This window comes from Chitinophaga flava, assembly GCF_003308995.1.
Lineage (GTDB): Bacteria > Bacteroidota > Bacteroidia > Chitinophagales > Chitinophagaceae > Chitinophaga > Chitinophaga flava.
In genome coordinates this window covers 710,197-728,362 of the sequence record NZ_QFFJ01000002.1, presented here as the reverse complement: position 1 = coordinate 728,362, position 18,166 = coordinate 710,197, and the positions used below count along the sequence as shown (strand labels likewise).

Annotated in this window: 14 protein-coding genes; 7 read left to right on the top strand and 7 right to left on the bottom strand. The window is 47.4% G+C overall.

Features of this window, described 5'->3' with window-relative positions; translation table 11 throughout:
* Window positions 1-59: 59 nt before the first annotated feature.
* Window positions 60-2,183, bottom strand: a complete 2,124-nt coding sequence (locus DF182_RS19320) for a carboxy terminal-processing peptidase (RefSeq protein WP_113617465.1) — start codon at window positions 2,181-2,183, stop codon at window positions 60-62.
* 227 nt (window positions 2,184-2,410) lie between these two features.
* On the bottom strand, window positions 2,411-3,637 hold the full coding sequence (locus DF182_RS19315; protein ID WP_147243482.1) for a PQQ-dependent sugar dehydrogenase: 1,227 nt from the start codon (window positions 3,635-3,637) through the stop codon (window positions 2,411-2,413).
* A gap of 108 nt (window positions 3,638-3,745) precedes the next feature.
* On the opposite strand from DF182_RS19315, the gene DF182_RS19310 reads away from it, so the two are divergent.
* Complete coding sequence (locus tag DF182_RS19310) at window positions 3,746-5,002, top strand: MFS transporter (RefSeq protein ID WP_113617463.1); 1,257 nt, start codon at window positions 3,746-3,748, stop codon at window positions 5,000-5,002.
* Here the strand turns inward: DF182_RS19310 and DF182_RS19305 are convergent, their stop codons facing one another.
* Entirely contained in the window at window positions 5,003-5,497 is a 495-nt protein-coding gene (locus DF182_RS19305) for a YkgJ family cysteine cluster protein (protein WP_113619642.1), read from the bottom strand.
* Between the two features lie 162 nt (window positions 5,498-5,659).
* Between DF182_RS19305 and gcvP the strand changes: the two genes are divergently transcribed.
* A complete protein-coding gene (gene gcvP, locus DF182_RS19300; RefSeq protein WP_113619641.1) occupies window positions 5,660-8,524 on the top strand; it encodes an aminomethyl-transferring glycine dehydrogenase in 2,865 nt (954 codons plus the stop codon).
* A 64-nt stretch (window positions 8,525-8,588) separates the two neighbouring features.
* Here gcvP and DF182_RS19295 read toward each other — a convergent pair whose 3' ends face one another.
* The gene (locus DF182_RS19295) at window positions 8,589-8,990 is read right to left on the bottom strand and encodes a RidA family protein (protein ID WP_113617462.1); all 402 of its coding nucleotides are present in this window, start codon (window positions 8,988-8,990) and stop codon (window positions 8,589-8,591) included.
* A gap of 258 nt (window positions 8,991-9,248) precedes the next feature.
* Window positions 9,249-10,508: an alkaline phosphatase family protein gene (locus DF182_RS19290; RefSeq protein ID WP_211327165.1), complete on the bottom strand. Its 1,260-nt coding sequence runs from the start codon at window positions 10,506-10,508 to the stop codon at window positions 9,249-9,251.
* Between the two features lie 275 nt (window positions 10,509-10,783).
* On the opposite strand from DF182_RS19290, the gene DF182_RS19285 reads away from it, so the two are divergent.
* The 4 genes from DF182_RS19285 (at window position 10,784) to DF182_RS19270 (ending at window position 14,751) form a co-directional block, all read left to right on the top strand.
* A complete protein-coding gene (locus tag DF182_RS19285) occupies window positions 10,784-11,296 on the top strand; it encodes a hypothetical protein (RefSeq protein WP_113617460.1) in 513 nt (170 codons plus the stop codon).
* 134 nt (window positions 11,297-11,430) lie between these two features.
* Window positions 11,431-12,315, top strand: a complete 885-nt coding sequence (locus DF182_RS19280; RefSeq protein ID WP_113617459.1) for a hypothetical protein — start codon at window positions 11,431-11,433, stop codon at window positions 12,313-12,315.
* Window positions 12,316-12,433: 118 nt separating this feature from the next.
* Window positions 12,434-12,784: an MmcQ/YjbR family DNA-binding protein gene (locus DF182_RS19275; RefSeq protein ID WP_113617458.1), complete on the top strand. Its 351-nt coding sequence runs from the start codon at window positions 12,434-12,436 to the stop codon at window positions 12,782-12,784.
* A gap of 74 nt (window positions 12,785-12,858) precedes the next feature.
* Window positions 12,859-14,751 carry a CocE/NonD family hydrolase gene (locus DF182_RS19270; protein WP_113617457.1) on the top strand — a complete coding sequence of 631 codons (1,893 nt, stop codon included), beginning with the start codon at window positions 12,859-12,861 and terminating at the stop codon, window positions 14,749-14,751.
* A gap of 156 nt (window positions 14,752-14,907) precedes the next feature.
* Here DF182_RS19270 and DF182_RS19265 read toward each other — a convergent pair whose 3' ends face one another.
* A complete protein-coding gene (locus DF182_RS19265; protein WP_113617456.1) occupies window positions 14,908-16,092 on the bottom strand; it encodes an acyloxyacyl hydrolase in 1,185 nt (394 codons plus the stop codon).
* A 165-nt stretch (window positions 16,093-16,257) separates the two neighbouring features.
* Here DF182_RS19265 and DF182_RS19260 point away from each other — a divergent pair, with 165 nt between their 5' ends.
* A complete protein-coding gene (locus DF182_RS19260) occupies window positions 16,258-16,974 on the top strand; it encodes an FKBP-type peptidyl-prolyl cis-trans isomerase (protein ID WP_113617455.1) in 717 nt (238 codons plus the stop codon).
* A gap of 162 nt (window positions 16,975-17,136) precedes the next feature.
* On the opposite strand, the gene DF182_RS19255 is transcribed toward DF182_RS19260, so the two are convergent.
* A complete protein-coding gene (locus tag DF182_RS19255; protein ID WP_113617454.1) occupies window positions 17,137-18,162 on the bottom strand; it encodes a chorismate synthase in 1,026 nt (341 codons plus the stop codon).
* Window positions 18,163-18,166 lie beyond the last annotated feature (4 nt).

The window sequence follows — 18,166 nt, the reverse complement described above, 5'->3', positions numbered from 1 at the left end:
TACATCATTTTCTCGCTATGATCTTCGCTTATCAGGAACATCAAAAACATCAGCATTTATCAGCGGTTCGTTTTGCGTTCCATCTTAGGCAGCGACATAACAATCAGATCATTCATCACATTTACGGCTTCGTCGAGGTAAATATCTTTGGTTCTTACCTTGAGCCAGTCTTTGTTGCGGGCGATCTTAGAAGAGTCGTTGCCCAGTTTGTCCATATCAGACTTAATGTTGACGATGCTGAGTTCTTTCACTTTATCGTTTACTGCGTCATACTTTTTAAGGGCGGCAGTATTGGATTTCTGCTCAGATTTGAAGGTCTGCAGATTGAGTGAATAGGTTTCCTGTTTTTCGAGTTTTTTCAGTGTGCTGAGGTTCTCGTTGAGCAGTTTGAAAGCAGGGCTGTTAGCCATTCTTTTCTCGCTGCTTTTTTTCAGGGCTTCTGTATTCACTGGGTTGATCCATGGTGTGAAGGCAGCACGGGGAATTTCGTCCCATATCAGTGCATCGGTGTCTTTACGTTCAGCTACATCATAGTATGGATCCGGAAGCACTACATCGGAGGCAACTCCTTTCAGCTGGGTAGAACCGCCATTGGCGCGGTAGAATTTCTGCTGGGTGAGTTTCAGGGCACCGAGGCTGCCGCCGTCTTTCACCGGATAGAAATCGTCCAGATTGAAGAGGCGTTGTACGGTACCTTTACCAAAGGTTTGTGTGCTACCGATGATAACAGCGCGTTTGTAGTCCTGCATGGCGGCTGCCATGATTTCGGAAGCAGAGGCACTGTATTCGTTAACCATAATGGCCAGCGGGCCGTCGTATTGTACATTTTTATCGCGGTCGCGCAGTACTACGGCATCACCACCTCTGGAACGTACCTGAACGATAGGACCTTCCGGAATAAACAGGCCGGCCATCTGTACCACGTCCTGCAGGGAGCCACCGCCATTAAAGCGGAGATCGAGGATGATACCTTCTACTTTTTCTGCTTTGAGTTTGGCTACTTCCTTAGCAACGTCTTCGGCGCTGCGTGCACCGTTACGGTCGTTGAAGTCGGCGTAGAACTCAGGCAGGTAGATATAACCAATCTTATGCTGACCATTGATAATGGCAGATTTAGCGAACGTTTCTTCAGTAACGATTTCATCCCTTACGATGGTAATGTCTTTGATGGTACCATCCACACTTTTCACGGTGAGTTTTACCGGAGAACCTTTTTTACCACGGATCAGTTTTACTGCATCTTCCACAGGGTAACCGGTGATGTCTACCGATTCACCGTTGCCCTGAGCTACTTTCTGGATTACATCATTGGCTTTCAGCTGACCTTGTTTCCAGCTGGGGCTGCCTGTAACGATGCTGACAACTTTAATTCTGTCGCCTTCTTCTTTAAGCTGAGCTCCGATGCCGAAGAATTTACCGGCCATCTGTTCTTCAAAGGCACGTTTTTCATCAGGCGGGAAGTAGTCTGTATGCGGGTCCATCGTGGTGGTGATGGCATTCACGTATAAGTTAAAACGATCATTGTCGTTCTGTCTGTTTTTCAGTCTTTCAAAGTAGCGGTCATACAGCTGTTTCACCTTTACACGCGCATCGCTTTCCAGCTGGGCGTCTGTTTTGGTTTTGATGCTGTCTGTTTCCTTGGCTTTCTCTCTGAGGTCCTGCAGGTCTGTCAACTTTTCGAGTGTGCGGTATTTCAGCACCTTACGCCAGGCTTCCTTACGGGCAGTCTCGTCAACGGGATAGTCAACCTTCTCGGGGTCCAGCACTACTTTTTCATCTGCTGTGAAATCGAAGGGTTTGGACAGGATCTCGGGATAGATGCTGGCAGCTTCAGCCACCCTTTGTTTGATCAGGGTGTTGATATTGCGGAAACAATCCACCGGAGCTCCTTTTAATTCATCATCGATATGTGTGGCAAGAGGAGCCAGCCGGTCTATATCGGATTTCAGGAAAAATTTCTTTTCCACATCCAGGCTACGCACATATTTATTGAAAACTTCTTTGGAGAAGGCATCGTCGATGGGTTTGGGTTGGTAATGTCCTTCTTTCAGCATCTGGCCTACCAGGTTCATGATGACCTCATAACGGCCGGGAGGATCTTCCGAATGTCCCAGCTTATTAAAAGCCAACACGCCGGCAGAGATGCTTAGAAGCACAACCGGGATTATCACTTTCAGTCTCATATATATCTCTATTAACGTAAACGTTGTCTGACCAAATATAAAATAAAATCGTCCGTTGCTACTTGAAATTATTTCCTTTTAACAAAAAATTGGGCCAAACGGTTAAGCTACAGCGCAGAAGGTAATTTCTGCGGAAAAAAAAGTGCAAAATAGCAAGCCTCCGGAAGGATCAAACGTGTATCCCTGGTGTTTTACCACTTTGCACTTTTACAGTATCTCTTTGCGTGCTATTCCTTTACCAGCTTATAAACAGCTCCTTTGAAACCATTTTTGGTGGAGCTGCTGGTGAGCATATACAGTTCGCCCTGTTCATCTTCTCCCCAACTGAGAATGAATGGGTTATCCGCGGGACGGTTGGATAACTGCAGATCTGCGCGTTCCCATTTATTACCCTTAGGTACCAACACAAATGTTTTTCCATTGTAGTCACCAAATACGTACATTCCTTTCAGAGAAGGAATCGCATTACCCCTGTACACGTAACCACCGGTGATACTGATCCCCAGATCGTGGTCATATTCGTGTATGGGAGCCACCAGTTTGTTCTTATCTTCATCAGCCGGCACGTTGAAATCATGATAACCTTCCATGATACGCCAGCCATAGTTCCCTCCTTTGGTGATGATATCTACTTCCTCATATTTGTTTTGTCCTACATCACCGGCGAAGATTCTGCCTGTACTCCGGTCGAAGGAAAAACGCCATGGGTTACGCAGGCCATAGGCCCATATTTCAGGCTTTGCTCCTTCTTTTTTCACGAAGGGGTTGTCTGCTGGGACTTTATAGGGAGTTGCGTTTACATCGATCCGGAGAATTTTGCCCAGTACGGTGCCCATGTTCTGTGCATTGCCGATGGTGCCGTGTTTGTCGCCACCACCACCGCCATCACCGAGGCCTATATACAGGTATCCGTCGGGACCGAAGGCCAGCTGGCCCCCATTATGATTGGATTCAGGCTGATCTATTTCCATCAGTACCCTTTTGGAAGCCGGATCTGCCATGTTGGGGTTGGCGGCAGAGGCGATAAATTCCACCAGCTGGCTTTTGTGATCCAGCACTTTTTTTACCGGGTTGAGTACGGGTGCACTATAGTAGACATAAAATTTGCGGTTCTTTTTAAAATTGGGATGGAAAGCCATGCCCAGCAGTCCTCTTTCATCATAGGCCGGGTTTATTTTTACCATATCGGCGCTCACGTCCAGGAAGGGCTGGGGCTGCTGACTACCATCTTTATTAACGATCCAGACCTTGCCTTCTTTCTGGCAGAAAAACAGCCGGCCGGTACCATCGCGGGGCACAGCCATGTTAACAGGGGAAATGAATTTGTCTGTTACCAGTACCAGCCTGGCTTTCCGGGCAGGCTGACCGGCCGTTTCATCTGGTTCGCCGGCCAAGGTAGTTTGGGCAAATAAAAGCGGGAACAACATCCCACATAACAACCCTTGTATTTTCATAATAGAGTGGAATTTATCAAAAATAAAAATAATAGATTCTTCCACCTGTACTGATGACTTTTTGCTTTTTCCCTCCTGCTTTTTACCTTAGCAGGAAATTACATCAGGTTGGACAAGACGGCTACTCCCAAAAACGACCCATACGCTTCGTTACGATTCAAGGAATTCAACTACTATCTGGTCATCCGCTTTGCTTTAGTGTTTGCGCTGACCATGCAGTTTGCCATCATAGAGTGGAAAGTGTATGCTTTATCACATGACCCTTTTTCATTAGGGCTTATTGGTTTGGCTGAGGTGATCCCGGCGGTTCTGCTGGCGCCTTTTGCAGGGCACCTGGTAGACAAACGGGAGAAAAGAGGTATTCTGTTAAAATCCGTGACGGCCTATATTTTCATCAGCACCGGGCTCTTCCTCCTTACCTGGGACCGGGCGGTGACGGGCATCTCCACACAGTGGGTGCTGAATATGATCTATCTACTGGTGTTTGTAGGAGGGCTAGTCCGCGCTTTTGTAAGTCCATCCAACTTTTCTCTGTTATCCTTATTGGTACCCCGGGAATTGTATGCCAACGCCGCTACCTGGAGTAGCTCTGCCTGGCTGATAGGTGGCGTGGTGGGGCCCGCATTGGGAGGACTGTGTATTTACTGGTTTGGCGTACACTGGTCTATGCTGCTGGTAGTCTGCATTTTCCTGGCTCCGCTCTTCAGTCTGATACAGATAAAACCCAAGCCTATTCACTATCAGAAAAAGGAGGAAACATTTTTCCAGGGGCTGACCAGCGGGATGCGTTTTGTGTGGGACACCAAGGTGGTGTTGGGAGCGATGGCACTGGATATGTTTGCGGTATTGTTTGGCGGTGCTGTGGCCATGTTGCCGGCTTACGCTACAGATATTCTGCATGCAGGCTCCCTGGGTTATGGCCTGCTGCGTTCTGCGCCTGCTATCGGTTCTCTTGTGACGATGTTTATACTGGCACACCGCCCACTGGTACACAGACCGGGGATTAAACTGCTGGCCGCAATATTTGGTTTCGGGCTATGCATTATTATTTTCGGATTATCCCGCAACTTTTATCTGTCGATGGGCGCCTTACTGTTGAGCGGTTTGCTGGACGGGATCAGTGTGATCGTCCGTCAGACCATCCTGCAATTAAAAACACCGGACGATATGAGAGGCCGTGTAGCTTCCGTAAGTTCGATGTTTGTGGGTTCATCCAATGAGCTGGGTGCTTTTGAAAGTGGCTTCATGGCCAGGCAGCTGGGGCTGGTCACTTCCGTGGTATTTGGTGGTTGTGTGACACTAGGAGTGGTAATCACCACTTACATTGTCAGCCCGGCCATGCGTAAACTGGATCTCAAACCCTGATTACAAATCCATCTTATCCTTCAACTTTTCCAGTACATAAAACACTGCGGGGCAGACCACACTGTTTTCGTAGGTGATATTAGGACGTTTAAAGAAGTCGTAACTGTCTGTATACGGGTAGTTGGCACAGTCTCCGGGACGCACATCGTAGATGCCGCAGGCATTGTCGTCTCCCAGGAACGGGCATGGGCTTGACTTTACCACATAGTCTTCGTCTTTGTCTATCCGCAGGTAGGTATCAATGAAGGCGCCTTCCTTCATACCCATATATTTGGAGATACGTTTGATATCGGGTGCTTTAAAGCGTGGGCTGATAGATTTGCAGCAGCGGGCACAGTCCATACAATCTACATGGGTGAATGCTTCTTCATGCAGGTCGGGCAGCAGCTTCTCCACTCCTTTCCCACGGCGCGTCTGCAACTTCTGCAGAAATTGTTTATTGGCCTTTTGTTTGTCTTTGGCCTTCTGTTCCCAGTCTTCTAATATCTTGCTCATTGGCGCAAAGATAAGCAAATACCAGTTGGACAAAACCATGACATAAACAAGTAACAGGTATCAGTCATTTATCACTGTTTTCCTTGTCCACCACCGGCTGTTTGGCGATTGCTTAAAATCTGCATAGCTTTGCGCATCTATTTCAAACTACCTGCTTACATCATGAATCTTTTTGATATTCAACAAATTGAATTCGTGCACCGTCACATAGGGCCGAATGAAGCTGAGACGAACCAGATGCTGGAGACTATTGGGACTTCCAATCTGGACGAGCTGATTAACAAAACCGTTCCCGGTGCCATCCGCATGCAGCACCCGCTGGCCATCCCGGCAGCCATGGGCGAAAACGACTACCTGCGCCATCTCAAGGAGGTTTCTCTGAAAAACAAGGTTATGCGTAACTACATTGGTCAGGGTTATTTTGACACCATCACACCGAGTGTGATCCTGCGCAATGTGTTTGAGAATCCAGGATGGTATACGCAGTATACGCCCTATCAGGCTGAGATTTCACAGGGTAGACTGGAAAGCCTGCTGAACTACCAGACCATGGTAAGTGACTTGACAGGTTTACCGATTGCCAACGCATCCCTGCTGGACGAAGCCACTGCAGCCGCTGAAGCCATGACCATGTTCTTCAATGCGCTGAACAAAGACCACGACCACGTAACCAGGCCTAAGTTTTTTGTAGACACTAACGTTTACCCACAAACGCTGGATGTTATCTATACCCGTGCTACTCCGCTGCAAATCGAAGTAGTAGTGGGCGATTACAAAACTGCCCAGTTTGATGAGTCTTATTTCGGTGCGCTCATACAGTATCCCAACAATGTTGGTGCGGTAGAAGATTACCACGAATTCATCAATGCAGTGCATGCTGCAGGTGCCTTTGTAGGTGTAGCTACTGACCTGCTGGCATTAACCCTGCTGGCTTCTCCGGGTGAACTGGGTGCCGATGCAGCCTTCGGTTCCGCACAGCGTTTTGGTGTTCCTTTGGGCTTTGGTGGTCCTCACGCTGCATTCTTTGCCGTGAAAGACGACTTCAAACGTTCCATCCCTGGCCGTATCATCGGTGTGAGCATTGACGCACAAGGACAGCGCGCACTGCGTATGGCGCTGCAAACCCGCGAGCAGCACATCAAACGTGAAAAAGCCACTTCCAATATCTGTACAGCTCAGGCCCTGCTGGCCAATATGGCTGCTATGTATGCTGTGTTCCACGGTCCTGCCGGACTGAAAGACATCGCTACCCGCGTAGCCCTGCTCAGCGCCACACTGGCAGATAAATTACAGGCCAAAGGCCTGAAACTGAGCGCCACTTCCTTCTTCGATACTATCGTAGTAGAAGGCGCCGCCGACATCAAAGCCGCTGCAGAAGCAGCTGGTATCAACCTGCGTTACTTTGCCAATGGCCATGTAGGTATCTCCCTCGATGAGACCGTAACTATTGCCGACGTGAACGATGTACTCCAGGTATTCGGTGCCGGTAAAGTAGATGCAGCTGGTATTTCCAATGGTAAAGTTGCTATCCCTGCAAATCTGGAGCGTACTTCTCCTTATCTGCAGCACCCGGTATTCAACAGCCACCACAGCGAATCGCTGATGATGCGCTACCTGAAAATGCTGGAAAACAAAGATCTTTCCCTGAACACCTCCATGATATCCCTCGGTTCCTGCACCATGAAACTGAATGCAGCTACCGAAATGATTCCGTTGAGCTGGGCACACTGGAGCAAAATGCACCCCTTTGCGCCTAAAGAACAGGCTGGCGGTTACTTACAGATGACCAACGAACTGGGCGAATACCTCAGCAAAATCACTGGTTTCGACGCCTGCAGCCTGCAGCCTAACAGCGGTGCACAGGGTGAATATGCCGGTCTGCTGGTGATCCGCGAATACCACGAAAGCAGAGGCGAAGGACATCGTAACATCATGCTGATCCCAATCAGCGCTCACGGTACCAACCCTGCATCTGCGGTAATGGCTGGTTTCAAGGTAGTAGTAGTAAAAGCACTGGAAAACGGTTACATCGATGTAGCTGACCTGAAAGCCAAAGCTGCTTTACATGCTAAAGACCTCGCCGGTATCATGATCACTTATCCTTCCACCTACGGTGTTTATGAAGAGTCAGTGAAAGAAATCTGCGCTACCATCCACGAACACGGTGGCCAGGTATATATGGACGGTGCCAATATGAATGCCCAGGTAGGCCTGACTGCTCCCGGTATCATCGGAGCTGACGTTTGCCACCTGAACCTGCACAAAACCTTCGCTATCCCTCACGGTGGCGGTGGTCCCGGCATGGGCCCCATCTGCGTAGCAAAACACCTGGCTCCATTCCTGCCTGGTCACGTAGAACTGAATGATGGTAAACCTTCCAACGCTGTATCTGCAGCACCGTTTGGCTCTGCCAGCATCCTGCTGATCTCTTACGCTTATATCCGCATGCTCGGTGACAACGGCGTTAAACTGGCTTCTCAATATGCTATCCTGAATGCCAACTACATGAAGGCAAGACTGGAAAAAGCTTATGACATCCTCTACACCGGCGTAAACGGCACCTGCGCTCACGAATTCATCGTGGACCTGCGTCCGTTCAAAGCTACTGCCGGCATTGAAGCGGAAGATGTGGCCAAACGTCTGATGGACTACGGTTTCCACGCTCCTACCATGAGCTTCCCGGTAGCTGGTACCATCATGATCGAGCCTACTGAAAGTGAAGACAAAGGTGAACTGGACCGCTTCTGCGATGCCCTGCTGTCTATCCGCGAAGAGATCCGTTCTATTGAAGAAGGTAAGACCGACAAACAGAACAACGTACTGAAAAATGCACCGCATACACAGTTTGTAATCACTGCCGACGAATGGACCCGTCCATACGGCCGTCAACAGGCAGCTTATCCGCTGGAGTACGTGAAAGCCAATAAATTCTGGCCTTCTGTAAGCCGTGTTAACAATACTCATGGCGACAGAAACCTGATCTGCACCTGCGAACCAGTAAGTGCTTATGAGGAATCCGTTGCATAACTGATCAACTCAATATAAAAAAGGGTGTACCGGACGGTACACCCTTTTTTTATGCAGATGGAGATTACTTTTCCACGGCTTCGTCTACCACTGCTACCGCTTCAATCTCTATCAAAGCGTCCGGCGAATACAGGGAAGACACTTCCATAATGGTATCTGCCGGATAAGGCGGCGTGAAATAACGTTTGCGCAGTTCCACTATTTTGGAGAAGTTGGCCATATCACGCAGTAGGATAGTTACCTTGATAACGTTGCCCAGGCTGGAGCCACCTGCCTTCAGTACTTTTTCCAGGTTCTGAAAGGCTTTCTCTGCCTGTATATCAAAGTCGCCGATGCTTGTCAGTATACCATCGTCACCGATGGCAGTCTGCCCGCTGATAAACAACAGATCACCGGCACGGTAACCTTGTGAAAGATGAAAAGCCTTATAAGGATCGGGATGGATGTTGATGCTGGATACTTTCATGATGTTTGATATTTACCCTGCAAAACTACTCCACTCCATTGGGTTGAAAATTCAACTAACTGAATAAATGCCGTTAAACTATTTTAACTTTTTCGCTTGCCGGTTGCGGAGCTGGCTCACAAAAACAGGTGTTTTTGCGGTACGCGGGCTGCAATGGCCGGATATTTCTGAACGAAAGCATCATAACGTTCTGCAGCGGTGAGCTGAATATGTCTGCCACATGTTGCAGCAGCAGCTCCTGCATCTGTTATAAATTCATTATCGCTGGTTTAGTATCGGTTCGAGTACTTCCAGCTTACCATCTATCGGCTGGGTGATATCCAGACCGAGAATGCGGGCTACTAACGGAAACACATGTACGTTTTCGAAGGTAGCAATACGGGTATTGGTTTTAAACGCAGGTCCCCAGGCCATAAAGATCGCATTCATGTCGGTGAGATTGTTGTCGAAACCATGATGACCAGGATGCATTTTTTTGTTAGGGCTGCCAAAAGCATAGTTGGCTTCCGCCAGCACGATAATATCCCCGATACGGCTGTACACATCTTCCTGTCCGTAGTGCCATCTTTCCGGTGTTTCCTTTTTCAGGTAAACGGTGTAATGGTCTTCATGCTGTTTGAGGAAGTCGTAGGCTGCTTTGATCTCAGCTTCGTTGTTGCCGTAAAGCATTATTTTTTCGCCTCCCGGTACAATACGCAGTGGTTTTAACACCGGGCTGTCTGGTAATGACAGCGTACGTTCCGTATCTACCCGGAGCATACCATGATCTGATACAACGATGAAGTTGACCGGCAGATTTAATTTGCTGACAGCAGCCTGCATACGGCCAATGGCGGCATCCACAAATTGTACGGCCTTGCGTACACTGTCGCTTTCCGGACCGTAGCTATGGCCCATATGATCTACTTCAGGGAAGTAGAAGGTAATGATGTGAGGACGCTGGTCTTCCGGCAACCGGAGCCAGTCCACCACCTGCTGGATACGCTGGTCTATGCCGGTTTTTTCCTGGTATTTAAAGTAATAGGTTGGACGGATGTTCTGGATAGCACTTTCAGAGCCTACCCAGAAGTAACTGGCGCTGATCATGTGTTGTTTTTCGGCCAGTACCCACAGAGGTATGCCGCCATACCAGGTGCCGTCTTCCACTGCATCGCGGTTGCCCACTTTATAAATAGCATCGCGTTTACGATCATAGAAGGTGTTGTCTACCAGACCGTGATGGGCCGGGTACATACCAGTCGCCAGTGAATAGTGATTGGGGAACGTCAGTGAGGGAAAGGATGGTTGCATGGCGGTAGCCCTTACACCCTGGCCGGAGAGTCTGAGCAGGTTCTCTGCATGATATTTTTCAGCATAATCATAACGGAAACCATCAATCGAGATCATGATCACATACGGCTTGGATTGCTGGGAGGCGGTGTTTTTACGTCCTTCCACTATCAGCTGAGCCGTGTCTTGTGCGTGCAGGCCTGTTCCTGTCAGGACTATCGCTGCCAATAAAATAATAATCCGCTTCACTATTGTTGTTTTAAGATTTACATTTTTTGATGGGGAAAGATAACAGCAGGATGGGTCAGGATGCGCAAATTAGAAAACTATTTCCATTCCGGAAGATGTGCGGGTAATTATATATTCGTTAAGACCATATAAACATATGATAATATTTTCTCATAAAAATTATCATTTAATTATCATTCTGGCAAAATAACAATCATTAATTTAAAAATTATATATATAAATTTAATTAATTGACTGTTTATCTATATATTAGCCAACTGAAAAACCATCGAACTATGTCCGACTACACCTTTATTACAACCGAGGAGAACTTTTTATTACAACAAGCACTGAAGCGGAACAAACAGCAGTTAAGGAAATTTGCGTTAATAGGTTTTATCGTGTTATTAGTGGCGGCCATCATACCGCAGGTTTATTTGTATACACATAATACCCTGGGAGATGCTGATGATTCCCTGTTATCCTACAAGAACATCTGGTTCTGGGTATGGATGGTCAGTTTTGTGATTGCCCTGGTTTTTGCGCTGATCAAAGTGACTGATATCCGTTACTGGGCATTAAAAAAAGACCTGGTAGCCCTGCAGAAAGGCACCTTACAGGCTCCTATGGAAGCCGTGTATCTTGAAAACAACGATACACAGACAAATATCATGATATTGCTGGAAAACAGGAAAAAACGGCTCTTTTACTGGATGCGCGGAGCACTCGAAGGTTACCGTGCCGGCCAGGAGGTAGAAATTACCTATGCCCGTTATTCCCGTGTGATCATCTCCATCAACAAAAAATAAGCTTTAACCTATCACAAAACCCTGTACGCTGGCCACTGTCGGCGTACAGGTATATATCAGCCCCAACTTATCAACCCTGATCATTCCGGCAGCTTTTCCGCATTAATAATTACCTTCAGATAAACCGGCTGTCCATGTATGGCACCCTTAAAAAGTATGTGCTGATAGCACTGTTGTTTACAGTATCTGCCTGTCAATGTAAAAAAGAAAACGTTGACCCACCGGCCCCTCCAGCTCCACCACAGGATACTTATCTTGTAACATCCATCCGCATCAATGGTATTCCCAAAGACAGTCTTGTATACAATAATCAGCAACAGCTGATAGAAAGATGGGATTACAACACCTCTTTCCATCAATGGCAGAATTATATTTCCTTCATTTATGCAGCTGATGGCTATCTGAAAACAGCTTTGTATTATAATGAAAATGATAACTCACTGAAGAGCCGCAGTCAAAAAGACTCGCTGGCATGGACTGCAGGCAGAGTCACCATCTATACCACCTATTACCGGGAGCTGGGCGAAGCTGTATCCGGTTATGACACCAGCACCCTGCAAATAAACAATAGCCGTTTGCTTTCCCTCGCCGGTTCCAAAGACACTTTTTACCTTAATATCGGTGTCTTCGGAGAGAAGGTCGAATATGAAGAATACCTTTACCAGCAGCAGGATATCAGTCATTTCACCGGACTCAATTATATCAACATCCGCGGCGGCCAGCTTGTAAAGGATGCATACAGTTATGATATGCGCTACAACAGTCAGATCAATCCACTATTCCGCTATCTGGCTAAAAATCCTATCCTGCTCCGCAAAGTAACGGCAGATCTTCAGGACATTGTCCGCAGAGGATATCCCTTCCTCGCCAGCGAACATTATGTGACCAGCATCCGTTCTGCTGCTGCAGACATGCCTGTCACCTACTACACACCAGACACACTGAAATACCCGCTGGAACAAATACTGCCTTCTTCCAATAAAATAAGCTATCGATACAAAATCATCAAAGCACCATAAGAATGTTCAGCTTAAAAATCCCCTCCTATACACAACGATAAAGAACAGATACTACACTGCAAGCATGATCCGGTGGCTCATGCTTTTTATTATATTTGCTGTCTGTTAAAATCTGTATATGGACATCGAACAATATCGCGAATACTGCCTTTCCCTTCCGGGCGTCACAGAAGAGTTCCCTTTCGGAGAAGAAACGCTGGTGTATAAAGTAGCCGGGAAAATGTTTGCCCTTAGCGGCCTGGAAGAGTTTAACAGTATCAATCTGAAATGTGATCCTGAGGAGGCTGTGGAATTACGCGAGCGTTATGAAGGTGTGACCCCGGGTTATCATATGAACAAAAAACACTGGAATACTGTAGACATACATTCCAACATTCCCAATAAACTATTACTGCAGTGGATCAAAAACTCCTATGATCTGGTGGTAGCCAGTTTACCCAAAAAAGAAAGGGAAAAGCTGTCTCAATAACCGCTCACCCATTTCTATGCCTGCGTTACCTGATTTTTTTGCTACTTTAGCCCCCATTAATAAAATAACCGTTTATGAGAAAATGGCTGTTGTTGGCCTATGCCGCACTGTTCGTCTTTCCTGCAGTTACCAAAGCGGTAAACCAGGATTCCCTCTGGATGTACACCAACTATACTAAAAAAGAAGTGTATATCCCTATGCGGGATGGTGTAAAACTGTTTACTTCCATCTATCTGCCTAAGGATCAGTCTGAGAAACATCCCATTCTGATGTCCCGCACGCCGTATTCCTGCGCTCCTTATGGAGAAAAGGTATTCCGTCCGCTCTACAAAAACCATTACAACCAGTACCTGCACGAAGGCTACATCATGGTTATACAGGATGTCAGAGGTACCTGGATGAGCGAAGGTAAGTTCGTAAACGTACGTCCTTTCAATGCCAGCAAAAAGGGCAAAAACGAGATCGACGAAGCCAGCGACACCTATGACACCATAGACTGGCTGGTTAAAAACCTCAGTGGCAACAACGGCAATGTAGGCGTATTCGGTATCTCCTACCCCGGCTTCTATTCCTCTATGAGCGCACTGAGTGGCCATCCCGCACTGAAAGCGGTAAGCCCGCAGGCACCCGTAACAGACTGGTTCATCGGAGATGACTTCCATCACAACGGCGCCTTTATGCTGTCTGACGCTTTCTCCTTCTATACTGTATTTGATCATCCTCATCCCAAACCTACTACAGTTGGGCCTAAAGGTATCGACTACTATACCCGCGACAACTACAAATATTATCTCGAAACCGGTGCCCTGCCCAACTTTGCCAAAATCGTTGGCGACAGCGTTACCTTCTGGCAGGAGATGTATGCACACCCTACCTACGACAGCTTCTGGCAGGCGCGTAACGTACGCAACAGCCTGAAGAACATAAAACCAGCCATGCTGGTAGTAGGTGGTGTATTTGATGCAGAAGACTGCTTCGGTGCATGGAACACCTATCAGACTATAGAAAAACAAAGTCCCAATACCAACAACCGCCTCGTAATGGGCCCCTGGTACCATGGACAATGGGCTTCCAACGATGGTACACACCTGGGTAATGTGCGCTTTGGAAGCAACACTTCTGAATATTATGCCAACAATATCGAAGTTCCTTTCTTCAACTATTACCTGAAAGGTAAAGGTCAGGCACCGGATATTGCAGAAGCTACCATCTTCTTCACCGGTGAAAATAAATGGAAACGCCTTCCGCAATGGCCTCCTGCTGATACAAAAGGGCAGGCTATCTTCCTGCAACCTGATGGCAAACTGTCCTTCGACAAACCCACTGCAGCCAACAGCTTCAGCGAATATATCAGTGATCCTGCCAAACCAGTACCTTATACAGAAGATGTGCACTTCAGCCGCACCATCAACTACATGACAGATGATCAGCGCTTTGCTTCCCGCAGACCTGATGTGGTGGCGTTTGAATCCGCAGTACTCGATAAAGACATTACCCTTGCAGGTCCGGTGATCGCAGATATCATTGCCAGCACCACCGGTACTGATGCCGATTTTGTTGTTAAACTGATCGATGTTTTCCCGGATGATTTCAAGTATGAAGAAGATGCACCTTCAGAGCACCGCCGTGTTCCTTCTTCTACTTATCCTATGGGTGGATACCAGATGCTGGTACGTGGCGAAGTAATGCGCGGCAAATTCCGTAACAGCTTCGAGAAACCGGAAGCCTTTGTACCTGGCCAACCTACTCCGGTGAAGTTTACACTTCCCGATGTAGCACATACCTTCCAGAAAGGCCACCGTATCATGATACAGATCCAGAGCAGCTGGTTCCCACTGGTAGACCGCAACCCGCAACAGTTTATGGACATCTATAAAGCTACCGATAAAGACTTCAAAAAAGCCGATATCCGTATCTATCACGATGCCAGCCATACTTCCAGTGTTGTACTACCAATAGAACTGTAACTGTGATTTATGTGATGAATGCTGATGCTCCTGATGGAATGAAGACAAGAGCGAATAATATAAAAGCGGAAACCCATTGACATAAAATCAATGGGTTTCCGCTTTTTATACACTTTTATCTTCGCTCATCAGGAACATCAACATTCATCACATCCATCACAGTTCCAAGCGGCCCCCGCCTCCCCATTCAATCCAGTCCGCTGCCGCACCATTCTGGGTTTTCAGGCCCACCTGAACAAAGCCGTACTTATTGATATTATAACGGATGCCCAGGCGAAGAAACCAATCCCCTTTTGTACCATCACGGCGCCATAGATAAGTACCCACCTGTGTAACAAGATCGAAGCGCTGAAGATGAACCGCATGTCCGATATGTGCGCCCATCAGCATTTTATCTAAGGAGGTCACTTTACCGTACTGACGGGCATAGCCCCAGCCGAGGGAACCATCATAAAAACCGTCAAGACCAGCACCAAAGCTGCATACATGGGTGTATTTATGATTCCAGTCCAGCACAAGAGATGCTGTACCATAGTAAGCATCCACACCGGAAGAGTTATCAATCTGCACCACTCCGAATGCACCATAAATACTCAGCTCATTGGTATGTTTTACTTTGGGCAACGGATCTCTGAGTAAGGTAGGTCTGATGGGCGCTTCGTAGTTGGGGTCTATCTGTTGTACGACAATATTTCGTATCGTATTGTAATGCACACGCAGTCCGGCATGTACGCCAGCCATGTTGAGGCCCAGGTTGGGCGTGTGTGTACGGCCATTGGAAAAATGGGTAAGGTCTACACCATATACAAAATCGAACAGTTCCGATAATCGCAGCACACCAGTCGCACTCGCGTTAAAATATACATCCAGCTTGGAACTGATGGCATTGTTGAGCGGGTTGGTTTCGGGGTTGTAGGTATTCAGATCGTAGGTTAAACCGAGTGCGAGGCCTGCTTCAAAATGATGTCTTTTACGACGATGAAAGGGTGCATAAAAAAAGCCGTATATCCCGCTGGGATTACCGAGGATAGTGGAGTTACCGATATTACCAGTATAAAATCCAATACCATAACTGGGATAGTTGAGCGCACGCTGCCACACCTGTTTACCGGTAGACATCCATGCCATCCTTACTTCCAATGCCTGATAACCATGTTCGAGGACACTGGCCATATCCTCACCGTTGTAGATGTGCCCGCCAGTATGTAGTTTAAGCTCTATAAACTTATGCCGGCCGAGGTTGGGGTTAGCTTTTGCTTTTGTCCATAAATCTGTTGAATCCTGAGCCTGCAGACCTATTGCCAACAGGGACAATGCCATTGTTATAATACTTGCTTTCATAATCGCCAAACGGGTTACATACCGGAATTATTATACGCCCAACAAAGCAGGGGTTCCTTTTGTTGTACCAAAGCAAAAGGCTTCTGCTGTAAGTAGTTAATTCCTTAACTTGCAGGGGCTTAATAAAACCTTATTTGTTTCAATATTATTGACAACCACAAAATTATGTACAAAAAATATTTCTTTACAGGTGTATTGGGCCTGTTGGCCATCCAGGGTTTCAGCCAGGCTAAACCCGCTGCCAAAGCCAAACCAGCAGCCCAGACAGCAGCGAAGGCCGCTTTAAAAAACCGTATGGACTCAGTAAGCTACGGTATCGGCGTCAGCATCGCTGAAAACCTGAAAGCACAGGGATTAAGCAACGTGAACACCGTCGTGCTGGCTAAAGCTATCCAGGACGCGCTGACCAATAAATCGTTAACATTATCTAAAGAACAGAGTGAAATGAGCATAAGCAACTATCTCCAGCAGCTGAAAGCTGAAAAATCTGCCAAAAACCGCGAAGCCGGCGAGAAATTCCTGGCAGAAAATAAAGTTAAACCAGGTGTGGTAACACTGCCCAGCGGGCTGCAGTACCTCATCCTGAAAGCCGGTACTGGTACTAAACCTACCCTCAACGATAAAGTAAAAACACACTATCACGGTACCCTCATCGATGGTACTGTATTCGATAGCTCTGTAGAAAGAGGTGAACCCATCTCCTTCCCTGTCAGCGGTGTGATCAAAGGCTGGACAGAAGCCCTGCAGTTAATGCCTGTAGGCTCCAAATGGCGCCTCTTCATTCCTGCTGATCTTGCTTACGGTGACCGCGGAGCCGGCCCGAAAATCGGACCTGCCAGCGCACTCGTTTTTGATGTAGAGCTGCTCGAAATCGTACCATAACTGTGATGCATGTGATAAATGCTGATGCTCCTGAAGGAGCGAAGATCACAGCGAATTAAAATAAAAGCAAAAAGCCCATTGATGTAATCAATGGGCTTTTTGCTTTTATTCATATTATCACACCTGTCATCAGGAGCATCAGTAACATCACATACATCACAGTTACGCTTCATCAGGAGCATCAGCATTTATCACATGCATCACAGTTGGTCTACGTTGCTCCAGCAGCATGAAATCCGCCAGCACCATGGCTGTTACGGCTTCCAGTACTACAGGCACACGCAGGGCGATACAAAGATCATGACGACCTTTAACACTGAAAGTTTCTACCTGACCGGTAGTGATATTAAGGGTTTTTTGTTCTTTAGGTGTGCTGGAAGTAGGTTTGACAGCGATACGGAAAACCAGCGGATTGCCGTTGCTGATACCGCCTACCACGCCGCCGGCGTTGTTGGTGGCCGTTTTACCGGTTGTGTCTATGATCGGATCGTTATGCTCCAGTCCTTTCATTTTAGCGGCAGCGAAACCAGCGCCGAATTCAATTCCTTTCACAGCCGGGATGGCAAACACAGCGTGAGCTAGTGAGGATTCCAACGAATCAAAGAAAGGTTCGCCCAATCCTATCGGCAGACCATCTACCACACATTCTACAATACCGCCTACGGAGTCTTTGGCTGCAATGGCTGCTTCCAGGCCTTCTTCGGGGTTGGTATATCCACCTACTTCCGTGATAACAGCCTTTATCTGAATGCTGTCACCCAATATTTTTTTAGCGATCACACCGGCTGCTACCAGGTTAAGTGTCAGTCTTCCACTGAAGTGGCCGCCACCACGGTAGTCTTCGAAGCCCCCGAATTTTTGTGTTGCCACAAAATCGGCGTGGCCGGGACGGGGAAACTCGCGCAGCTTCTCATAATCGGTGCTGCGGGTATTATTATTTTCGAAGAGGATGGTCACCGGAGCGCCTGTAGTATGATCGTTGAAAACACCGGATTTGATAAAGGGCAGGTCTTCCTCTTTACGGGGTGTAGTGCCTCTGGAGCCGCCTTTACGCCGTTCCAGGTCAGGTAAAAAGTCTTCCTGCCTGAGCGGTATGCCGGCAGGTATGCCATCGATATTGACACCTACGCTGGCACCATGAGATTCTCCAAAAACATTAACCCTGAATATTCTGCCAAAACTGTTCACACGC